Here is a 14,877-nt window from a genome sequence, read left to right on the forward strand (position 1 = left end):
ACCCGTCCGCCGCTCGACGCCAGAGTAGCAAGCTACTCTTCGTTTCCGCTCGACTTGCATGTGTTAGGCCTGCCGCCAGCGTTCAATCTGAGCCATGATCAAACTCTTCAATTAAAGATTTGATTTTGTTCAGCAAGCTGAACTACTCAATGAATACTGATTTTTCGTCTCCACTTTAAAAAGTGGAATCAAATTGACGTGTATAGTCACTCAGTAGGCATTAAGAAATGATGATTTCTCAATCCTGCGTGAGTGCCCACACAGATTGTCTGACAAATTGTTAAAGAGCACACTTCGTTCCCGAAGCGAGATGCGTATTCTACACATCATTTTGTGTCCGTCAACCCTTGATTTCATTAAGGATTAACAGTGTCGTCGGTAAGCGGTGTACCGCTAGCAACGCGAATCTTGTTTCGCATTGCCCCGTCGACAGGGAGCGCATTATAGGGCGTGTATTTTTCCTTGCAACATCAATTTACCGACGCACGAACCGTTTGCGCAGCATTTAACCAATCGCTATCTCTCTTCCTATTACTGTCGTCCGGCATTATGGCACTTCACCGCTCGTTCCTATTGCCTCAACACCCTTTCTTTTACACTCTTCATCAATATCTTACACATGGGCTTTATCCAACTAAGCGCACGCAGTGACACGATGAAACCGCTAAAAACCATCTGCTCTCAAATTCTCATGTCACAGATGAGAAGACTGGAATGGTTACGCGCTAAGGCTCGATCTTCTTTATACCGAGCAAATATGCTCAGCAATTGCGCAAACGCCACATTTGGACGGCTAAATGTCTAAATGTCCATTGACAGACTTCTGGACGTCTAGTTACTCTGCGGTCATCGGGCCACGGCCCACAAGAACAATAATCAAAGGCAACGACCTGTATGATCACTCTACAAGCCATCCACAAGACATTCCGCCAAGGGGATCGAGTGATCCCAGCGCTGAAGCCGACGGATCTGCACGTACCGGCTGGCACCATCTTCGGCATCATCGGCAGTTCGGGCGCAGGTAAAAGTACCCTGATCCGCTGCGTCAACCTGCTGGAGCGTCCGGACGGCGGTGCAGTGATCATCGACGGTACCGATCTGACTCAACTTAAGCCGGCCGAATTGCGCCTGCAGCGACAGCAAACCGCGATGATCTTCCAGCACTTTAATCTGCTGGCCTCCCGCACTGTAGCGCAAAACATTGCCTTACCATTAGAGTTGGCAGGCGCGAGCAAAGCCGACATCGCACAGCGAGTTAATGAGCTGCTCACATTGGTCGGCATTCCGGATAAATCCGACAGCTACCCGGCCAACCTAAGTGGCGGCCAGAAACAGCGGGTCGCCATCGCTCGAGCACTGGCCAATAACCCGAAGGTGCTGTTGTGTGACGAAGCCACCTCCGCGCTGGACCCCGAGACCACCAAGTCCATCCTTAAGCTGCTCAAAGAGATCAATCAAAAGCTGGGCCTGACCATCTTGCTGATCACCCACGAAATGGAAGTGGTTAAGCAGATCTGCGATCGCGTCGCCATTATCGATCAAGGCCATCTGATCGAGCAAGATGAGGTCGGTCCGTTCTTTGCCAACGCAAAAACCGAGCTGGCTCGTCGCTTTATCCGCTCGACGCTGCACCTAGATGTGCCAGACAGCTACCGCGAGGCGCTGCATGATGCGCAATTTGACAACAGCAGACCGGTTGTTCGTCTTAGCTTCAGCGGCGACAGCGTCGATGCACCGGTGATCACCCAAGCGGCAAAGCGCTTCGGCATCGATGTGAACATCCTCAGTGCTCAGATGGAATACGTCGGCGGGACCAAGTTTGGTTTGATGTTGGCTGAATTAGTCGGCCAACCCAACGCCATCAAAGAAACCCAAAGCTACTTAATTGAACACAATATTGACGTTGAGGTACTTGGCCATGTCCAGTGATCTGATCCCCCTGCTGTGGGGCGCCACGCTACAAACACTGCAAATGGTCTTTCTATCTGGCCTCATTGCCGCATTGGCTGGCATTCCGCTGGGCGTGATCCTGCATTTGACCAAGACCGGTCAGTTGATGGAAAACGCCGTGGTGAATCGAACTCTGGGGATCGTTGTGAACGCCGGACGCTCGGTGCCTTTCATTATATTGTTGGTTGCCATCATCCCGTTCACCCGGATTCTGGTTGGTACCAGTATCGGCACCATGGCGGCCGTCGTTCCCTTGACCGTCGGTGCGATCCCATTCATCGCCCGCTTGATTGAAGGGGCTTTGATGGAAGTGCCCGCCGGACTGGTGGAAGCCGCACAAGCCATGGGCGCTAAACCGAGCCAGATCATCGGCAAAGTTCTGTTGCCTGAAGCTCTGCCCGGGATCATCAACAGCATTACCATCACGCTGGTCACGTTAGTGAGCTACTCCGCCATGGCTGGCGCCGTCGGTGGCGGTGGTTTGGGCGACGTGGGAATTCGCTACGGCTACTACCGGTTCGAGCTGGACGTCATGCTCGCCACCATCGTCATCCTGCTGGTGCTGGTGCAAGCCATCCAGTCCGCCGGGGATGCCTTAGTCCGTCGCATAGACCACAGATAGCGCCAGCTCAAGATCCAAACAACACCGAATTCACAATAAAAAGTTCAAGCTCAAAATAACGATAAGGAATACCCTCATGACGAAGACCATTCGCGCACTGTTCGCCGCCGCCACTGCCCTAGCCTTGTCTGCCTGTGGCACCGCCGATACCGACACCCTGAAGCTGGGCGCCATGGCCGGTCCTGAGGCGCAGGTCGCCGAAGTGGCCGCGCAGATCGCCAAAGACAAGTTCGGTCTGAACGTGCAGATCGTGCCTTTCACCGACTACGTTACCCCGAATGCCGCGCTGGACGATGGCAGCATCGATATCAATGCCTTCCAACACACGCCGTACCTCGAAGGTCAGGTGGAAGCCCGCGGTTATGATCTGGTTGCGGTTGCCAACACCTTCGTCTACCCGATCGCCGCCTACTCCAACAGCATCAAGTCGCTGGACGAGCTGGCCGATGGCGCGAAAGTGGCGCTGCCGAACGATCCAACCAACCTGGGCCGCTCTCTGGTACTGCTGGAGCAGCAAGGTCTGCTGACGCTGAAAGAAGGCGCAGGGATCAACGCCACACCACGTGATGTCGTGTCCAACCCGAAAGATCTACAGTTGCTGGAGCTGGAAGCGGCGCAACTGCCACGCGCCCTGCAGGACGTCAGCTTCGCCGTGATCAACAACACCTTTGCCGGGCAAGCTGGCCTGACTCTGGAGGAGAACGGCCTGTTTGTTGAAAGCAAAGAGAGCCCATACGTCAATCTGATCGTGGCCCGCAACAGCAACAAAGACGACGAGCGCATCGCCCAGTTCATTACCGCCTACCAATCCGACGCGGTTTACACCAAAGCGCTGGAGCTGTTTGACGGCAACATCGTCAAAGGCTGGTAATCAAAGGCGGCAAACGCCCTCAGCACCAAAAAAGGAAGCTTCGGCTTCCTTTTTGTTTGCCTGTCTATCGGCAAAGCACTGATTTACTGCACTTCCTGACCTCACCCCTACCCACCGAATCGCACCATTTCACGGCAACGCAGACAGCTTGTAGTCAGAACTCGTGAGGTGTGAAGTAAACCTAAGTAGTGAATCGCCTCTACTTTCGGAGACAAAAGGGTGTTTCGGATGATTGGTTCGGGGCGCTTGCAGCCTGTCAAACTGGTGCGTAGTCGCACTCAAAATTCGTTACGGTGAACGCTCGGTAAGGCGCTAAACCAGCCATTCGTTTTCTCAGGCTCACTTTCACCGGATGGATTCTCTGTTTCGCACAAAAGACAGTCTCAATCGACACCTAAGGGATTGATTGAATAGAGATCTCTTGTTAGCTTGGTCTCACTTTCGCCGGTGTTAAAGCAACGGTAAAGGCGCCAACAGGCGCGATAACACCACTGTTATATTTTTATTCATAGTGTAGGAGATCCCAATGGCTCATATCCCAGAAGAAGCACATGTCGTTGCCTACTATTTGGCAAAATTTCCAGATTCTTATAAAAATCTTGAGCCTAATAAAAATATGACGAATTTACTTATTAGTTACTCTAGATTCTTTTCAATGCCAGACAGTTCATTGAAGAGACTGCGAGATGAATATGATGCCTTTTTCCCACATAGAGCCGGTTATAAAGGCGCAGAGAAGAGATCCTCTCGTGTAAAAGTTAATGATTCTCTTAAAAAATTAAGTGAACCTGAATTGCATGAAAAAGTATTAAATATTGTAAATGAAGAGTCAGCTCTATTACCTGAAATTGAAACCGGCACTCCTTTGTGGGAAGGAAAAAAGGTTCAAATTCAAGTCAATAAATTTGAAAGAAATCGATATGCTCGTGCTGCTTGTATCGAGCACCACGGATTAACATGTCAATGCTGTTTAAATAATATGGGTGAACTTTATGGAGAAATTGCTGAAGGTATTATTGAGGTTCACCATATCAAACCTATTTCTGAAATTGGTGTTGATTATCAAATTGACCCAATCATTGATTTAGTTCCACTGTGCCCTAATTGCCATAGGGTTGTGCATAAAAGAAACCCGCCGTATACAGTAGAAGAAGTGCAGTCAGCCTTTAAAAAAATATAACAAGGCATTTAAACGGACAAAAAACAGTTGGTTTTGTTCGTGCCTCACAAATTATAACCAACTATTTTTTGCCGCTTAATGCGGCGTTATATGAGCTCCGAGCTGTCGGGCAATAGAGAAGGAAAATAGGATGGAATGGATTCTGGTTGCAGTGGCTATTGGGGTTTACTTTATATACCGTGCTCTCTCAGGTGAGATCAGGAAAGCTTCGAAAATCATCGGTTACAGCCTCAATATCAAAGACTCTATGGTTACGGAGTGTATAGGCGCAATGCGAACTGATCCATGTGCGGGGCCAGGGAATACAACGAGGCAGCGCTTTTTTTGCGAATCTGTGGTTCGTTCACATGGCAACTTCGAGAAGATGAGCCCATTAGTTAAGACGTTTTATATTTATCAAATACTGAAGAATCCTCACGATAACAATTTGGGCTGGTGGGCTAATCGGCTTACAGATTGTGGATTCTCAGCCGAAATAACAGCGCAGGAACGTCAGATGTTTGAAACTTTTTTTGAAGTCGACCCTGGTGTTTTTAAAGATTTTGTGTCAGCGCACAACCAAACGCTTATATAACATGTCGCATCAGAAATGCGCACTCCGTACGCGAGATCTCGCTACGCTCGGCCCCTGTTGGGAGTGTTAAGTGACAAAGAGGACAGATGACGAATCATCGCTATTATCATGACCGAATTACAATGGCTTTAGATGACCTTTTACGTTGTCAAAGCTACTGCCGCATGATGTTAAAAAATCCGATGGGGGAATCATTCTCCGATGAACGAGTAGTATATGAGTCTCTCTTTGTAGCTTTCATTATCTCTTATGGAAGGGTGTTCAACTCCTCGAATACGGTTGATGATTCATTTAGGGGGGAAGTTAGTAATAAATTTGGTGAGTTTCGAGCAAGCATCATTCGAAAGCAGGACAGTAGACTTCAGAAACTCCATGAAAGAATAAAAACTAAAAGGAATACTGCTATTGCCCACTCGGATGCTGTATCTCGAAATTACCAACACTACACTAATAGTCCCTTGGCAATAGGAAGAAACCCTTACTACCCCTACGATCATGAAGAAGTGCAATGGGCTCTAGAGCTTACAAGTAACTTAATTGTCTTGGTTGGAGAGGAGCAATCCCGGATTGGTAAAATCGCATTTGAAAGAGACTTGTTTGGAATGCCAAATGAAGGCACTTAACAAGGAAATGAAGTTTGCTTGCAAGCAGGCGGGTTCGGCTACCGCCGGCCCCTTATTTTAGCGTTAGGTTAATCGAGGATAATAATGAAAAAAATTAAATCACTATATGTTTCAGCAGCGCTAAACGTTGCACTCTTGATAGCAATCATAGCAATGACATTGCCTGGAGAAAAACTGCCAGAACCAGTCGATTTAGGTATTTATACACAGCAAGATTTAGCTAAATCTCTATTGGTCGAGCGTGGTATGAATAAAGAACAAGTTACCAATGTATTTGGTAATCCTACACTAAAGGAAATTCTTGATTCGTCTGAAGAGTGGCATTACTGCAAAACTGGTGAGCTCGCAGATGAATACGTAGTAGTTTCATTCAAAGACAATGTTGTATCTACAATGTCTAACTACACAGTGTCGTGGCTTGATGTTGTTTTCCAGCATACGCAAACACCTACCGAAGCAACAGTAGCAGCGGGTGGTTATGGAGACTGTAAGCTAACAGCTAAGATGGGTACCTATAAGAATTAACCTAACGAATAAGGATAGACGGATTCCCAACGCTTGGCATTTTCGGTTTGATTCAGCTTTAGTGTTTACGGCACAAACGGTTTAGGTAGGGTGGTAGCATTGCTCACCACTTAACGCGGCGTTACTCTTAGACAGTTTGAACAGCCGCTGTGGGTGTCCGCTGCCCTTTAGTGTCATAGGCCGTCGTTGCTCAACTTGTACTCAGGATAACGTGTCCAAGCTATTTTTTTTGAAACTATCCAGATACAAAAACGGGATGGTGATTGCGTCGGCATACCATGTGGAAGACAGTTTGGTCGCTATGACTGATCCCTAACCAAGACGGACCAAAGGGTTAAACCTCACTACTTCCTGCAGGTGACAGGGGCTGAAGTGTGAGTACTGCATGGTTTGCTTCAGGTCGGAGTGTCCAAGGATGCTTTTAAGGACAACGATGTTGCCGCCGTTCATCATGAAGTGGCTTGCGAAGGTATGACGCAGTGCGTGGGTAGCCTGCCCTTTTGGGAGGACGATATCGGTTTCGGCTAGCGCGCGATGGAATGCCAAGTGGTGGCAACTAAACAAACGCTCACCAAAGCTGCCGTCCTGGCACTTGTAACTCACCAGCTTTTGGAACAAATCGTCCGACAGTGGCACTGTCCGGTGCTTACCATTCTTGGTCTTGATGAATGTCACCCGTCCGTTGTGTACCTGAGTGCGTCCTAAGTTGGCCGCCTCACTCCAACGACACCCGGTACTCAATGCCAACTCAACAATCGTGTACAGATCTGGGTTATCACTTTTGGCACAAGCATCCAATAGTTTGGGGATTTGCTCACTGGTAAGAAACCCCATCTCCCGCTCTTTCGCTTTCAGCGACTTCATCCCGCGCAAGGGATTATCCAACTTCCACTCTCCAAGCCGGATTAGTTCGTTGAACACCATCGCCAGTAGCTCACGCTCAGTATTTACCGTCCTCACCGCGACTTTCTCAAGACGGCCCTTCCGGTACTCAGCAAAGAGATTACGATTGAAGGTTCTGGCCAACGGGTCGCCCATCGCTTTAGTCATGTTCTCCAGCTTGCGATTCATCGCCTTGCCATCAATGCAGGTCTTGCCGTGCATTTTGTACCAAGTGGCGACCAACTCACTCAAACGCCGGTTATCCCCCTTCGCCACTTCCCAAGGTTTACGCTCTGCATTAGCTATTACCCAGTTTTCAAACCGTCGCGCCTCCCCTGCCGTCGCGAACACCTTACGAATGCGCTTGCCATGCCGCCCATTGGGATACATATCTACCTGATACTTGCCACTATCCAGTTTTTTCATGTTTATTGTGTCAGTCGGTTGTCGATAGGTTTTATCTAGTCGAAGAGCTGAGTAGAGTTAAGGGGGGGAAGGATATTAGCTAAAACATAACGTCGGCCTGAGCAAGCTATTTGATCAAGCTTCATTCAATTTCCCACCCTACTACATTGACCATTCCTTATTAGTGTCACACAAATAAAATGACTAAATAATCTATATGACTCAGGAGGCAACATGGCGGTAAAACATACACCAACAGGGGTTGTACACCAAGGAAATAAAGGCGGTAAAACAGGGTGTGGCGTTGACACGAAAAAGCACGATAGCCACTGGGTTTCATCACACCAAAAAATCACGCGTGAGAAAAACGGATGTAGAAATCAAATAAAAATTTAGTCCTCAGCCAACTGTCTATATACGTTTATGTAGACAGTTGGTGCATAAGGACACAATAGAATAATGCGCAAAGATATGCATTGTCCCGCGCATCAAATTCTCATACGCTGATATAGGTGCCTTAATCCCTTAATAGCCACCTCGTTAGCACTTGATACGCTACTACCCCGCCTTGGATGCTTGATCCGAGGCAATACCTCCTACGCTCTCTATATCAGGCGAGATCTGGCCCGCTTCGGGTGCGACCTTACCGGTCATCAACCACAAAGTGTACTTTTCGTATTCAGGGTGCATCGTCAGCTTCACAAGAGTCTCGCTCCCCACTCCGGTATACCCAGCTTCGATCTTTTTTAGCGAACTTATCGAAATGCCTGTTTTTTCAGCAAAAACTGGCTGTGACACGCCATCGGCCTCACGTATCGCCTTAATTTTTTTACTTAAATCGTTGACATGGTTCGTCACGACGAACTAACCTCTCGTTAACGGCATGGTTCGTTGCAGCGAACCAAGGTGCTTTGGACACTTGTTTTCAAACTTACCGAGGCTATCACTATGGCTACGCCCCTTTCAATTCAATTAGATACGCCCTTCCTCACAGTTGAGGAGTATGCCAAACGTGTTGGCCTGAGTATCCGTGCGGTTCAAGGCCAGATCTATCGCGGCCAACTGCCGATCAAATCCAAAACCAAGCCGAATGAGCGCACCTTCATCAACATGTTAGCTCTGTTTGACGAAGCTGCCTCGCAGATCGGCTACTCAGTGAAAGTCGCGTAGGGCTGGGCTAATCATGCTGACTGTCTACTTCCAAAAGGAACCTTGGGGTGAAGTCTCCGCCATGCTGTATGGCGAAACCCAGATGTACTCCAGCGTTCATGAACTCGAAGCCTATTGCACCGAACTCTACGGCGCAGCGTTCGAGCTTTCCGAAGTGACAGACGAAAACTGGACTGAGCTCTATGAGTCCGGCGCTTTCCACCGGGGGGCTTGCTGATGAAATTACGTCCGACAAAGCAGGTTCTGCCGATAGCCAGTATTGATTACCTCACCTTTACTTGGTGTCCCCAAGAGCTGTACCACATCAAAGAGCTGGCCCGCATTGGCGTCATGGTGCAAAGTCCGAAAGACCGCCGCGAATTTGAAAGCCCCATGTGTCAAAAGCACTGGGATAAGCAGTACCACCAGCAAATCGACGAACTGGCCCATGAAGAGCTGGCGCGAAAACTCAAAGTAGAGAACTTTGCCGCAACAGGCTTGCCCTATTACGAAGCGCTCGATGCCCTGTGCGAACACTTCGGCTATGGCCTTATCGACTCCGTGTGTCGTGGCGCAATCGATGAATTTATCGACCATATCAATCTTGGCCTTTCGACCCGTTACGATGCCCAATGGACGGTGCGCAAGAACGACAAAGGCCGCTTTCAGTATCCCTATTCCGCCAACCTCAAAATCGGTGAAGCCCCAGCCGGTTTGATCTGCTGGGGTGGCAGTAACCTCGGTTGCATGGTGTCACTCACCGGCACCGGCTGTCAGTCCATCGATATGCGCGAGCTGTATCATCTGATCCGCAAGATCCCCGCCGTCAAAATCACGCGGGTCGATATTGCCCACGATGACAAAACCGGCAAACGCTCCATCGACTGGGCCAAGCAACAAGCCGAAAACTCCGGGTTGGGTAAAGGCTTTATGTTGTCCAACAAGCCACCCCGCTACACCTACATCGAATCGGGTCACATGCAGGGCAACGGTAAAGCCGAAGTCGCTGCCGGTTTACCCGCTTACAAGTTCACACCGGATCTCGGTCGTAGCTTCTACGTCGGCGCCCGTTCCTCCGGCAAGTTGTATCGCGCCTATGAGAAAGGCAAACAACTCGGTGATACCGGCTCACCTTGGGTGCGTCATGAACTGGAACTGCGTAACCAAGACCGCATTATCCCGCTCGAAGTGCTGCTCAAGCCCTCGCAGTATTTCGCCGGAGCCTACCCGTGCATGGCCTTCCTTAACGAAGTCCAGCATCGCGTGGAGACCATACGTCGCAACACCAGAATCACCTTTGAAAAAGCGGTGGAGCACGGTGCAAAGCAGATGGGCCGACTCGTTAACTGCATGAAGCAGGTCGGCATGAGTTCAGACCAGATCCTTGAACGTCTAACGCGTCACCTCGACGAACACGAGATCCCCAAACGGCTACTGATGCCGATGCCGCCACCAGAGCCCAGATATAAACCCAATGGATTTACCCCAGTACCAGGTTAAGGAGAAACCAACATGTCCACCATTAAAGCGCTCGTTTCGTCCGTTCGTATCGGTAAAGGTGTGTCCACCAAAACCGGCACGGCCAAGCCCTACGAATTCTCAACCGTGACCTATCTGGTTCCGGCTAAGGACTTCATCCAAGGGGATCACAATATCCAAGCCCATGGCGTCGAAGAGAAGTCGGTCAACATGTACAACGACCCCGCTTTGATGGCGCGCTTCCGGGCGGAAACCAAACTCCCGCAATTGCTGGATTTGGAGATGAACCCCGATCCTGAAAACCCCGCACGCAACATCGTGACCGGCTTTCAGGTTTCCAAATGATCGCTTGCGTGTCCTACAACGCCGAAACCGGCCAGATCGCACTTAACGGCCAAGCCCCGGAGGTTTGCAACGAGTACGTGATTATGGGCGCTGGGGACTTTCTCACTCTGTCAGTGGGACGCGCATTTGATACCGAAGTTTTTACCACCGCTGCGGGGCTGTTGTTGCTCAGCTTCGTGACGGGTCACTTTGCCGGTCGGCTGGTTCGCTGGCTTGGCAAATAAAAGCAACATCCAACCTCAAAAGGAAATTGATATGAAACGCACTCTGAAAAAGCTGGCAACTGGCGCAGTTGCACTGGGTTCCACTTCCGTTGTTATGGCTGCGGATTACACCACCGCGATCTCCGATGCGGCCACTGAGGCAAGTGGCAACCAAAGCGCTGTCGTGGCCGGGGTGATTGGTGTCGCTGTGATCAGCTTCGGCGTCGGCGCCCTGATCCGCTTCTTGGGTCGCTAACCGGCATGGTTTTTACGTTTGCGCCCTACGATGCGCTGCTTCTCGGCTGTGCCTTCTCGATGGTGTTCGTTCAAGGCTTCGTGTCTGGGGTGCAATCGCATTAACCGACAACCAAGTGGAGGGGGCGGCATTTGTCGCCCTTTTTCTATGAAATATAAATGTTTATTTATATTGCTTTTGCTTTCTTTTGATACCCTTGCTACTGCTTATCATAAGTTGAACTTTGGTTCTGGTGATTATACATTTCGCAGCACTAGTAATTTTCGTGTGCCTTCAGAGATTGTTGATAGGGATGAAATTTGTAATTATGTCGTTTCAAATTCCAACCTTAAAAATAGAAATAACGGTCGTGAAGTTCAAGATTTAAAGTTTGATGCAGCTTATTACGTAGAAACCACTAATAAATGCCGCTTTACTTTTTATGACCCTACATATTCAAGAGACCTTTATTCAACAGCTAATATCTATCGTGACAATGGTGCTTGTTCAAGTGGTTTAGTTATTAATCCTCACACTGGCCTTTGTTCTGAGGTCTGTCCCGCTGGGGATTATATCTCTGGTTTGAAGTTGAATAATCCTTTGGGCCACCAATGTGTTGCTATGGGTTATTCGCATTGCCAGGCTATCTGCGGTTCTGTTTGTTCTTCTGTTGATAATGGTCTTACGTGGGGGCCGTTGTCTTATAGTGGTTCGTTTTGCTATGACTCAAATGGTGATGATTATGACCCTGTTGATCCTGACAACCCAACGGATGAACAGTGCTCTAATTCCCCTGATATTCCAGCCTGTAATCCAACTGATCCGGTAGATCCAACTGAGCCCCCAATTTGCGATCCTGAAACGGAAGACTGTGGCGGTGATGGTGGCACGGATGGCGGTGATGGCGGTACGGATGGCGGTGGTGGTGGCACAGATGGCGGTGGTGGCGGCACGGATGGCGGTGATGGTGGCACTGATGGCGGTGACGGTGGCACTGATGGCGGTGATGGTGGCTCTGATGGCGGTGATGGTGATACGGATTACGGTCTGTTTGATGCGCCTCAGTCGCGCTGGTCTTATGAAGATCTCTTTGGTGAAAATGCTGATGAAAAACTCGAAGCTCAGATTGAAGGTGCTCGAATAAAGCTTGATGAAGCTATAGAAGAGGTTCGCTCTATCTTTTATGGCTCGGATTTAGATCTACGTGCTGGCTCAGCGGTGGATGATTCTTTTACCGTTCGAGGTATTCGCGTTAATGGCGGGCTGTCTAACTTTCTGAGTATATCGAACCTGATGTATTCCGTTTTTATCTTCATGGCAACGATGCTTGCTCTGTATATCATTTTTAGAAGGGACTGATTTCTATGGATTGGTTAGTTCAATTTTTTGATTGGTTGGGTAACGGCTTTGTTCAAATAAAAGAGTTTTTTCAGTTCTTACCCGAAATTATCGACGCCTTTTTTATCATGTTGGCGAAATGGGCTGTGCTTGCGTGGATCAACATCCAGATCCACACGGTGCAATTTGGCTATGCCGTCGCGCAAGAGGTGTTGGCGGACTTTGACGCCTATGGCCTTGTCTCTACGGCGTTCAACTCGTTGCCTGAAAACATACTCGTTGTCGCCAATGCCTACGGGGTGCCGCAATGCATTCGCATCATCATGGATGCCATTGCTACGCGGTTCGTTTTGACCTTCATGGGGTGGTGATATGGCTATCTCTTTTCGCTACGGCCCGGCCGGTTCTTACAAGAGCGCCGCGGCTATCTGGTTTGATCTACTCCCGGCATTAAAGGCCGGTCGCCTTTGCTATACCAACGTCGAGGGGATGCAGCCGCTTCACATCATAGAGAAACGGCTCAACACCCGGTTCCCTGAGTCCACCAAGCTAGTGCGGATCAGTTCGCGAAACAGTGAAGGCATTGAGCTTTGGCGTAACTGGTATAACTGGCTCCCCATCGGCGCTTTCGTGCTGCTCGATGAGGCACAGGACATCTTCGGCGCGGCCACCGGCTTTAAGATGGTGAGTTACCCGGCCAAGCCGGTCGAGAACTTTCTTCATCACTTACCGCCTGACCACAAAACGCTGTTCTATAGCCGCTGGGTGCCGGTCGAGTCCATCGATGATGGTGAGCTCGATGACACCGGCCGCACGCAGTTTGATGACAATGGCCGCTTGCTGTATCCGTTCGATTTCAACGGCGCGTGTATGCGTCACCGCAAATACAACTGGGATCTGGTGATGTGTACGCCGGACTTTAAGCAGATCCCAAGTGAAGTGAAGGGTGTGGCCGAGATCGCCAAACAACACCGCTCGAAAGACTCCTTTAGCCTGACACGGCGCAAGCCCCGGATCTTTGAGCATCACCCGACCAAAACCGTTTCTGATCCCGCCAAAGGGGATTTCACATACCGTCAAAAGGTGCCTCTCGATGTCCATCTTCTCTATAGCTCCACAGGTACGGGGCAAGTTACGAAAAGCGGTGCGCAAACCTCGATCCTCAGTTCGCCGCGCGTGGTGCTCTCTCTGGTCGGCGGTGTCGCGGCCATTGCGTACTTTGTTTGGTTTCTTATTGGTGTTTTTACTGACGACAAGAAACCGGCTACTGCCGTTGCTCCGCCCGTGGCTTCATCGATGCAAACGGATGTTAGCCCCCCTGGTCAACGTGTTGACCAAGGGTGGCAAGATCCTATTGGCCTTTCTTATCGGGGTGATAGTGCTCCGGGTGATCCTACGGCTCTTAGGTCTCCTGCTTACTTAGCATCGTTTTACCCGGTTAAGCCATACAAAGAGATCTACTTCACCGGCTATTCCGAAGTCCGGTCATCAAACCGGTTTGAGCGGCTCACATTATTTAATGTGGTAACCGAACACGATGTGTTTCCAGTGACATCAAAAGACTTGGCCTTTTTCGGCGTGTCCGTCATCCAGTATTCGGATTGCGTCATCAAGTTGAAGAAAGGAGAGTTAGAGCGTTTTGTGGGTTGTATGCCTTTTGATGACCGGTTCCCAATAATAGAACAACCGCAAATGGCACAGTTACCCGCACAAATGGTGCCGGTTAATGTGGAAAGCCCGATAAAAATGTAGCAATGCGCCCGTGACGGTGTAGCGCAGGCTCCAAGCGAAACGTCACGGCGCTTTGATGTTGGGTGGTGGGTTGGGATTCGATGGGCTTTTAAATGGCGGTGTATATAACGCTTATTACATTTAGTTCGTTATTGACTCTTTATATTCCAAAAGGTGATCAAAACAAGTCTAAATAAAGTACAATAATAAGTCACGCTCGATTATAATGTATATATAGAAAGTTAACTGACAGGGAATTAATTATGAACGGACAACGTATATTAACTCAAGCCCAAACTGTTACTTCTTTGCCATCCGGTATTATTCGAGACCATGATTCATTTCTTCGTATTTCCAGCGTCGCAGCTAATGACGAAGTCTATTTAACAGGAAAGAACGGTCAATGCTGGGTCGTTCGTGGCAATCGCGCCATACCCGTTAAAACCTCCAAAAACTCCATCTTTGTGGTCTGTCGTCGTCACTTAGAGGCCAAGTAGGGCATTAATGCCCTACGCCACACCCGATGGCCGTAGGCCATGTCAGACCGCCTATTGGTCGTAGTGATACAGTAAGCCCCGCCTCACCCGTCTAAATCGGACGTCACCCGTCCACCACACCCCGTCCTGCCAAGCCTGCTCTTCAGTGACAACTTTCAAGCAAAGCCAGTCAATCCAGGGTCGTTAGACAAAAGAACGTCACAGCAGCGAATTCACGGCTTTTCAGCGCCCTACTCCCATTGGCCGTCAAAGCGTACGCCACCGGCTC

Annotated in this window: 20 protein-coding genes and 1 rRNA gene; 18 read left to right on the forward strand and 3 right to left on the reverse strand. The window is 49.4% G+C overall.

Features of this window, described 5'->3' with window-relative positions; genetic code table 11:
* Positions 1 to 114: ribosomal RNA gene (locus tag ABEA08_RS14015) — 16S ribosomal RNA — on the reverse strand; the annotation flags it as partial.
* 780 nt (positions 115 to 894) lie between these two features.
* On the opposite strand from ABEA08_RS14015, the gene metN reads away from it, so the two are divergent.
* The 7 genes from metN to bamE all read left to right on the forward strand — a co-directional run bounded on the left by metN (position 895) and on the right by bamE (position 6,345).
* Positions 895 to 1,929, forward strand: a complete 1,035-nt coding sequence (metN, locus tag ABEA08_RS14020; RefSeq protein WP_345335960.1) for a methionine ABC transporter ATP-binding protein MetN — start codon at positions 895 to 897, stop codon at positions 1,927 to 1,929.
* A complete protein-coding gene (locus tag ABEA08_RS14025; protein ID WP_345335961.1) occupies positions 1,919 to 2,572 on the forward strand; it encodes a methionine ABC transporter permease in 654 nt (217 codons plus the stop codon). The genes metN and ABEA08_RS14025 overlap by 11 nt, the downstream gene beginning before the upstream one ends.
* A gap of 76 nt (positions 2,573 to 2,648) precedes the next feature.
* Positions 2,649 to 3,443 carry a methionine ABC transporter substrate-binding lipoprotein MetQ gene (metQ, locus tag ABEA08_RS14030; protein WP_345335962.1) on the forward strand — a complete coding sequence of 265 codons (795 nt, stop codon included), beginning with the start codon at positions 2,649 to 2,651 and terminating at the stop codon, positions 3,441 to 3,443.
* Positions 3,444 to 3,969: 526 nt separating this feature from the next.
* Entirely contained in the window at positions 3,970 to 4,623 is a 654-nt protein-coding gene (locus ABEA08_RS14035) for an HNH endonuclease (protein WP_345335963.1), read from the forward strand.
* A gap of 130 nt (positions 4,624 to 4,753) precedes the next feature.
* Positions 4,754 to 5,197: a DUF1198 family protein gene (locus tag ABEA08_RS14040; protein WP_345335964.1), complete on the forward strand. Its 444-nt coding sequence runs from the start codon at positions 4,754 to 4,756 to the stop codon at positions 5,195 to 5,197.
* Between the two features lie 86 nt (positions 5,198 to 5,283).
* Complete coding sequence (locus ABEA08_RS14045; protein ID WP_345335965.1) at positions 5,284 to 5,820, forward strand: hypothetical protein; 537 nt, start codon at positions 5,284 to 5,286, stop codon at positions 5,818 to 5,820.
* An 84-nt stretch (positions 5,821 to 5,904) separates the two neighbouring features.
* A complete protein-coding gene (gene bamE, locus ABEA08_RS14050) occupies positions 5,905 to 6,345 on the forward strand; it encodes an outer membrane protein assembly factor BamE domain-containing protein (RefSeq protein ID WP_345335966.1) in 441 nt (146 codons plus the stop codon).
* A 312-nt stretch (positions 6,346 to 6,657) separates the two neighbouring features.
* Here the strand turns inward: bamE and ABEA08_RS14055 are convergent, their stop codons facing one another.
* Positions 6,658 to 7,653 carry a phage integrase gene (locus tag ABEA08_RS14055; RefSeq protein ID WP_345335967.1) on the reverse strand — a complete coding sequence of 332 codons (996 nt, stop codon included), beginning with the start codon at positions 7,651 to 7,653 and terminating at the stop codon, positions 6,658 to 6,660.
* Between the two features lie 213 nt (positions 7,654 to 7,866).
* Here ABEA08_RS14055 and ABEA08_RS14060 point away from each other — a divergent pair, with 213 nt between their 5' ends.
* Complete coding sequence (locus ABEA08_RS14060) at positions 7,867 to 8,028, forward strand: hypothetical protein (RefSeq protein WP_345335968.1); 162 nt, start codon at positions 7,867 to 7,869, stop codon at positions 8,026 to 8,028.
* 162 nt (positions 8,029 to 8,190) lie between these two features.
* Here the strand turns inward: ABEA08_RS14060 and ABEA08_RS14065 are convergent, their stop codons facing one another.
* Complete coding sequence (locus ABEA08_RS14065; protein ID WP_345335969.1) at positions 8,191 to 8,490, reverse strand: helix-turn-helix domain-containing protein; 300 nt, start codon at positions 8,488 to 8,490, stop codon at positions 8,191 to 8,193.
* A gap of 90 nt (positions 8,491 to 8,580) precedes the next feature.
* Between ABEA08_RS14065 and ABEA08_RS14070 the strand changes: the two genes are divergently transcribed.
* The 10 genes from ABEA08_RS14070 (at position 8,581) to ABEA08_RS14115 (ending at position 14,609) form a co-directional block, all read left to right on the forward strand.
* The gene (locus ABEA08_RS14070; protein WP_345335970.1) at positions 8,581 to 8,802 is read left to right on the forward strand and encodes a DNA-binding protein; all 222 of its coding nucleotides are present in this window, start codon (positions 8,581 to 8,583) and stop codon (positions 8,800 to 8,802) included.
* A 13-nt stretch (positions 8,803 to 8,815) separates the two neighbouring features.
* Entirely contained in the window at positions 8,816 to 9,019 is a 204-nt protein-coding gene (locus ABEA08_RS14075) for a hypothetical protein (protein WP_345335971.1), read from the forward strand.
* Positions 9,019 to 10,281: a replication initiation factor domain-containing protein gene (locus tag ABEA08_RS14080; protein WP_345335972.1), complete on the forward strand. Its 1,263-nt coding sequence runs from the start codon at positions 9,019 to 9,021 to the stop codon at positions 10,279 to 10,281. Before ABEA08_RS14075 ends, ABEA08_RS14080 begins: the two co-directional genes overlap by 1 nt.
* A gap of 12 nt (positions 10,282 to 10,293) precedes the next feature.
* Positions 10,294 to 10,605, forward strand: a complete 312-nt coding sequence (locus ABEA08_RS14085) for a hypothetical protein (RefSeq protein ID WP_345335973.1) — start codon at positions 10,294 to 10,296, stop codon at positions 10,603 to 10,605.
* An 8-nt stretch (positions 10,606 to 10,613) separates the two neighbouring features.
* Positions 10,614 to 10,829 carry a hypothetical protein gene (locus ABEA08_RS14090; protein WP_345335974.1) on the forward strand — a complete coding sequence of 72 codons (216 nt, stop codon included), beginning with the start codon at positions 10,614 to 10,616 and terminating at the stop codon, positions 10,827 to 10,829.
* A gap of 31 nt (positions 10,830 to 10,860) precedes the next feature.
* Entirely contained in the window at positions 10,861 to 11,064 is a 204-nt protein-coding gene (locus ABEA08_RS14095; RefSeq protein ID WP_345335975.1) for a hypothetical protein, read from the forward strand.
* 147 nt (positions 11,065 to 11,211) lie between these two features.
* A complete protein-coding gene (locus ABEA08_RS14100) occupies positions 11,212 to 12,402 on the forward strand; it encodes a hypothetical protein (protein ID WP_345335976.1) in 1,191 nt (396 codons plus the stop codon).
* Positions 12,403 to 12,407: 5 nt separating this feature from the next.
* Positions 12,408 to 12,752 carry a DUF2523 family protein gene (locus tag ABEA08_RS14105; RefSeq protein WP_345335977.1) on the forward strand — a complete coding sequence of 115 codons (345 nt, stop codon included), beginning with the start codon at positions 12,408 to 12,410 and terminating at the stop codon, positions 12,750 to 12,752.
* Between the two features lies 1 nt (position 12,753).
* Positions 12,754 to 14,133, forward strand: a complete 1,380-nt coding sequence (locus tag ABEA08_RS14110; protein WP_345335978.1) for a zonular occludens toxin domain-containing protein — start codon at positions 12,754 to 12,756, stop codon at positions 14,131 to 14,133.
* Positions 14,134 to 14,375: 242 nt separating this feature from the next.
* Positions 14,376 to 14,609, forward strand: a complete 234-nt coding sequence (locus ABEA08_RS14115; protein ID WP_345335979.1) for a hypothetical protein — start codon at positions 14,376 to 14,378, stop codon at positions 14,607 to 14,609.
* The last annotated feature ends 268 nt before the right edge of the window (positions 14,610 to 14,877 follow it).

The organism is Ferrimonas pelagia (assembly GCF_039543565.1).
GTDB lineage: Bacteria > Pseudomonadota > Gammaproteobacteria > Enterobacterales > Shewanellaceae > Ferrimonas > Ferrimonas pelagia.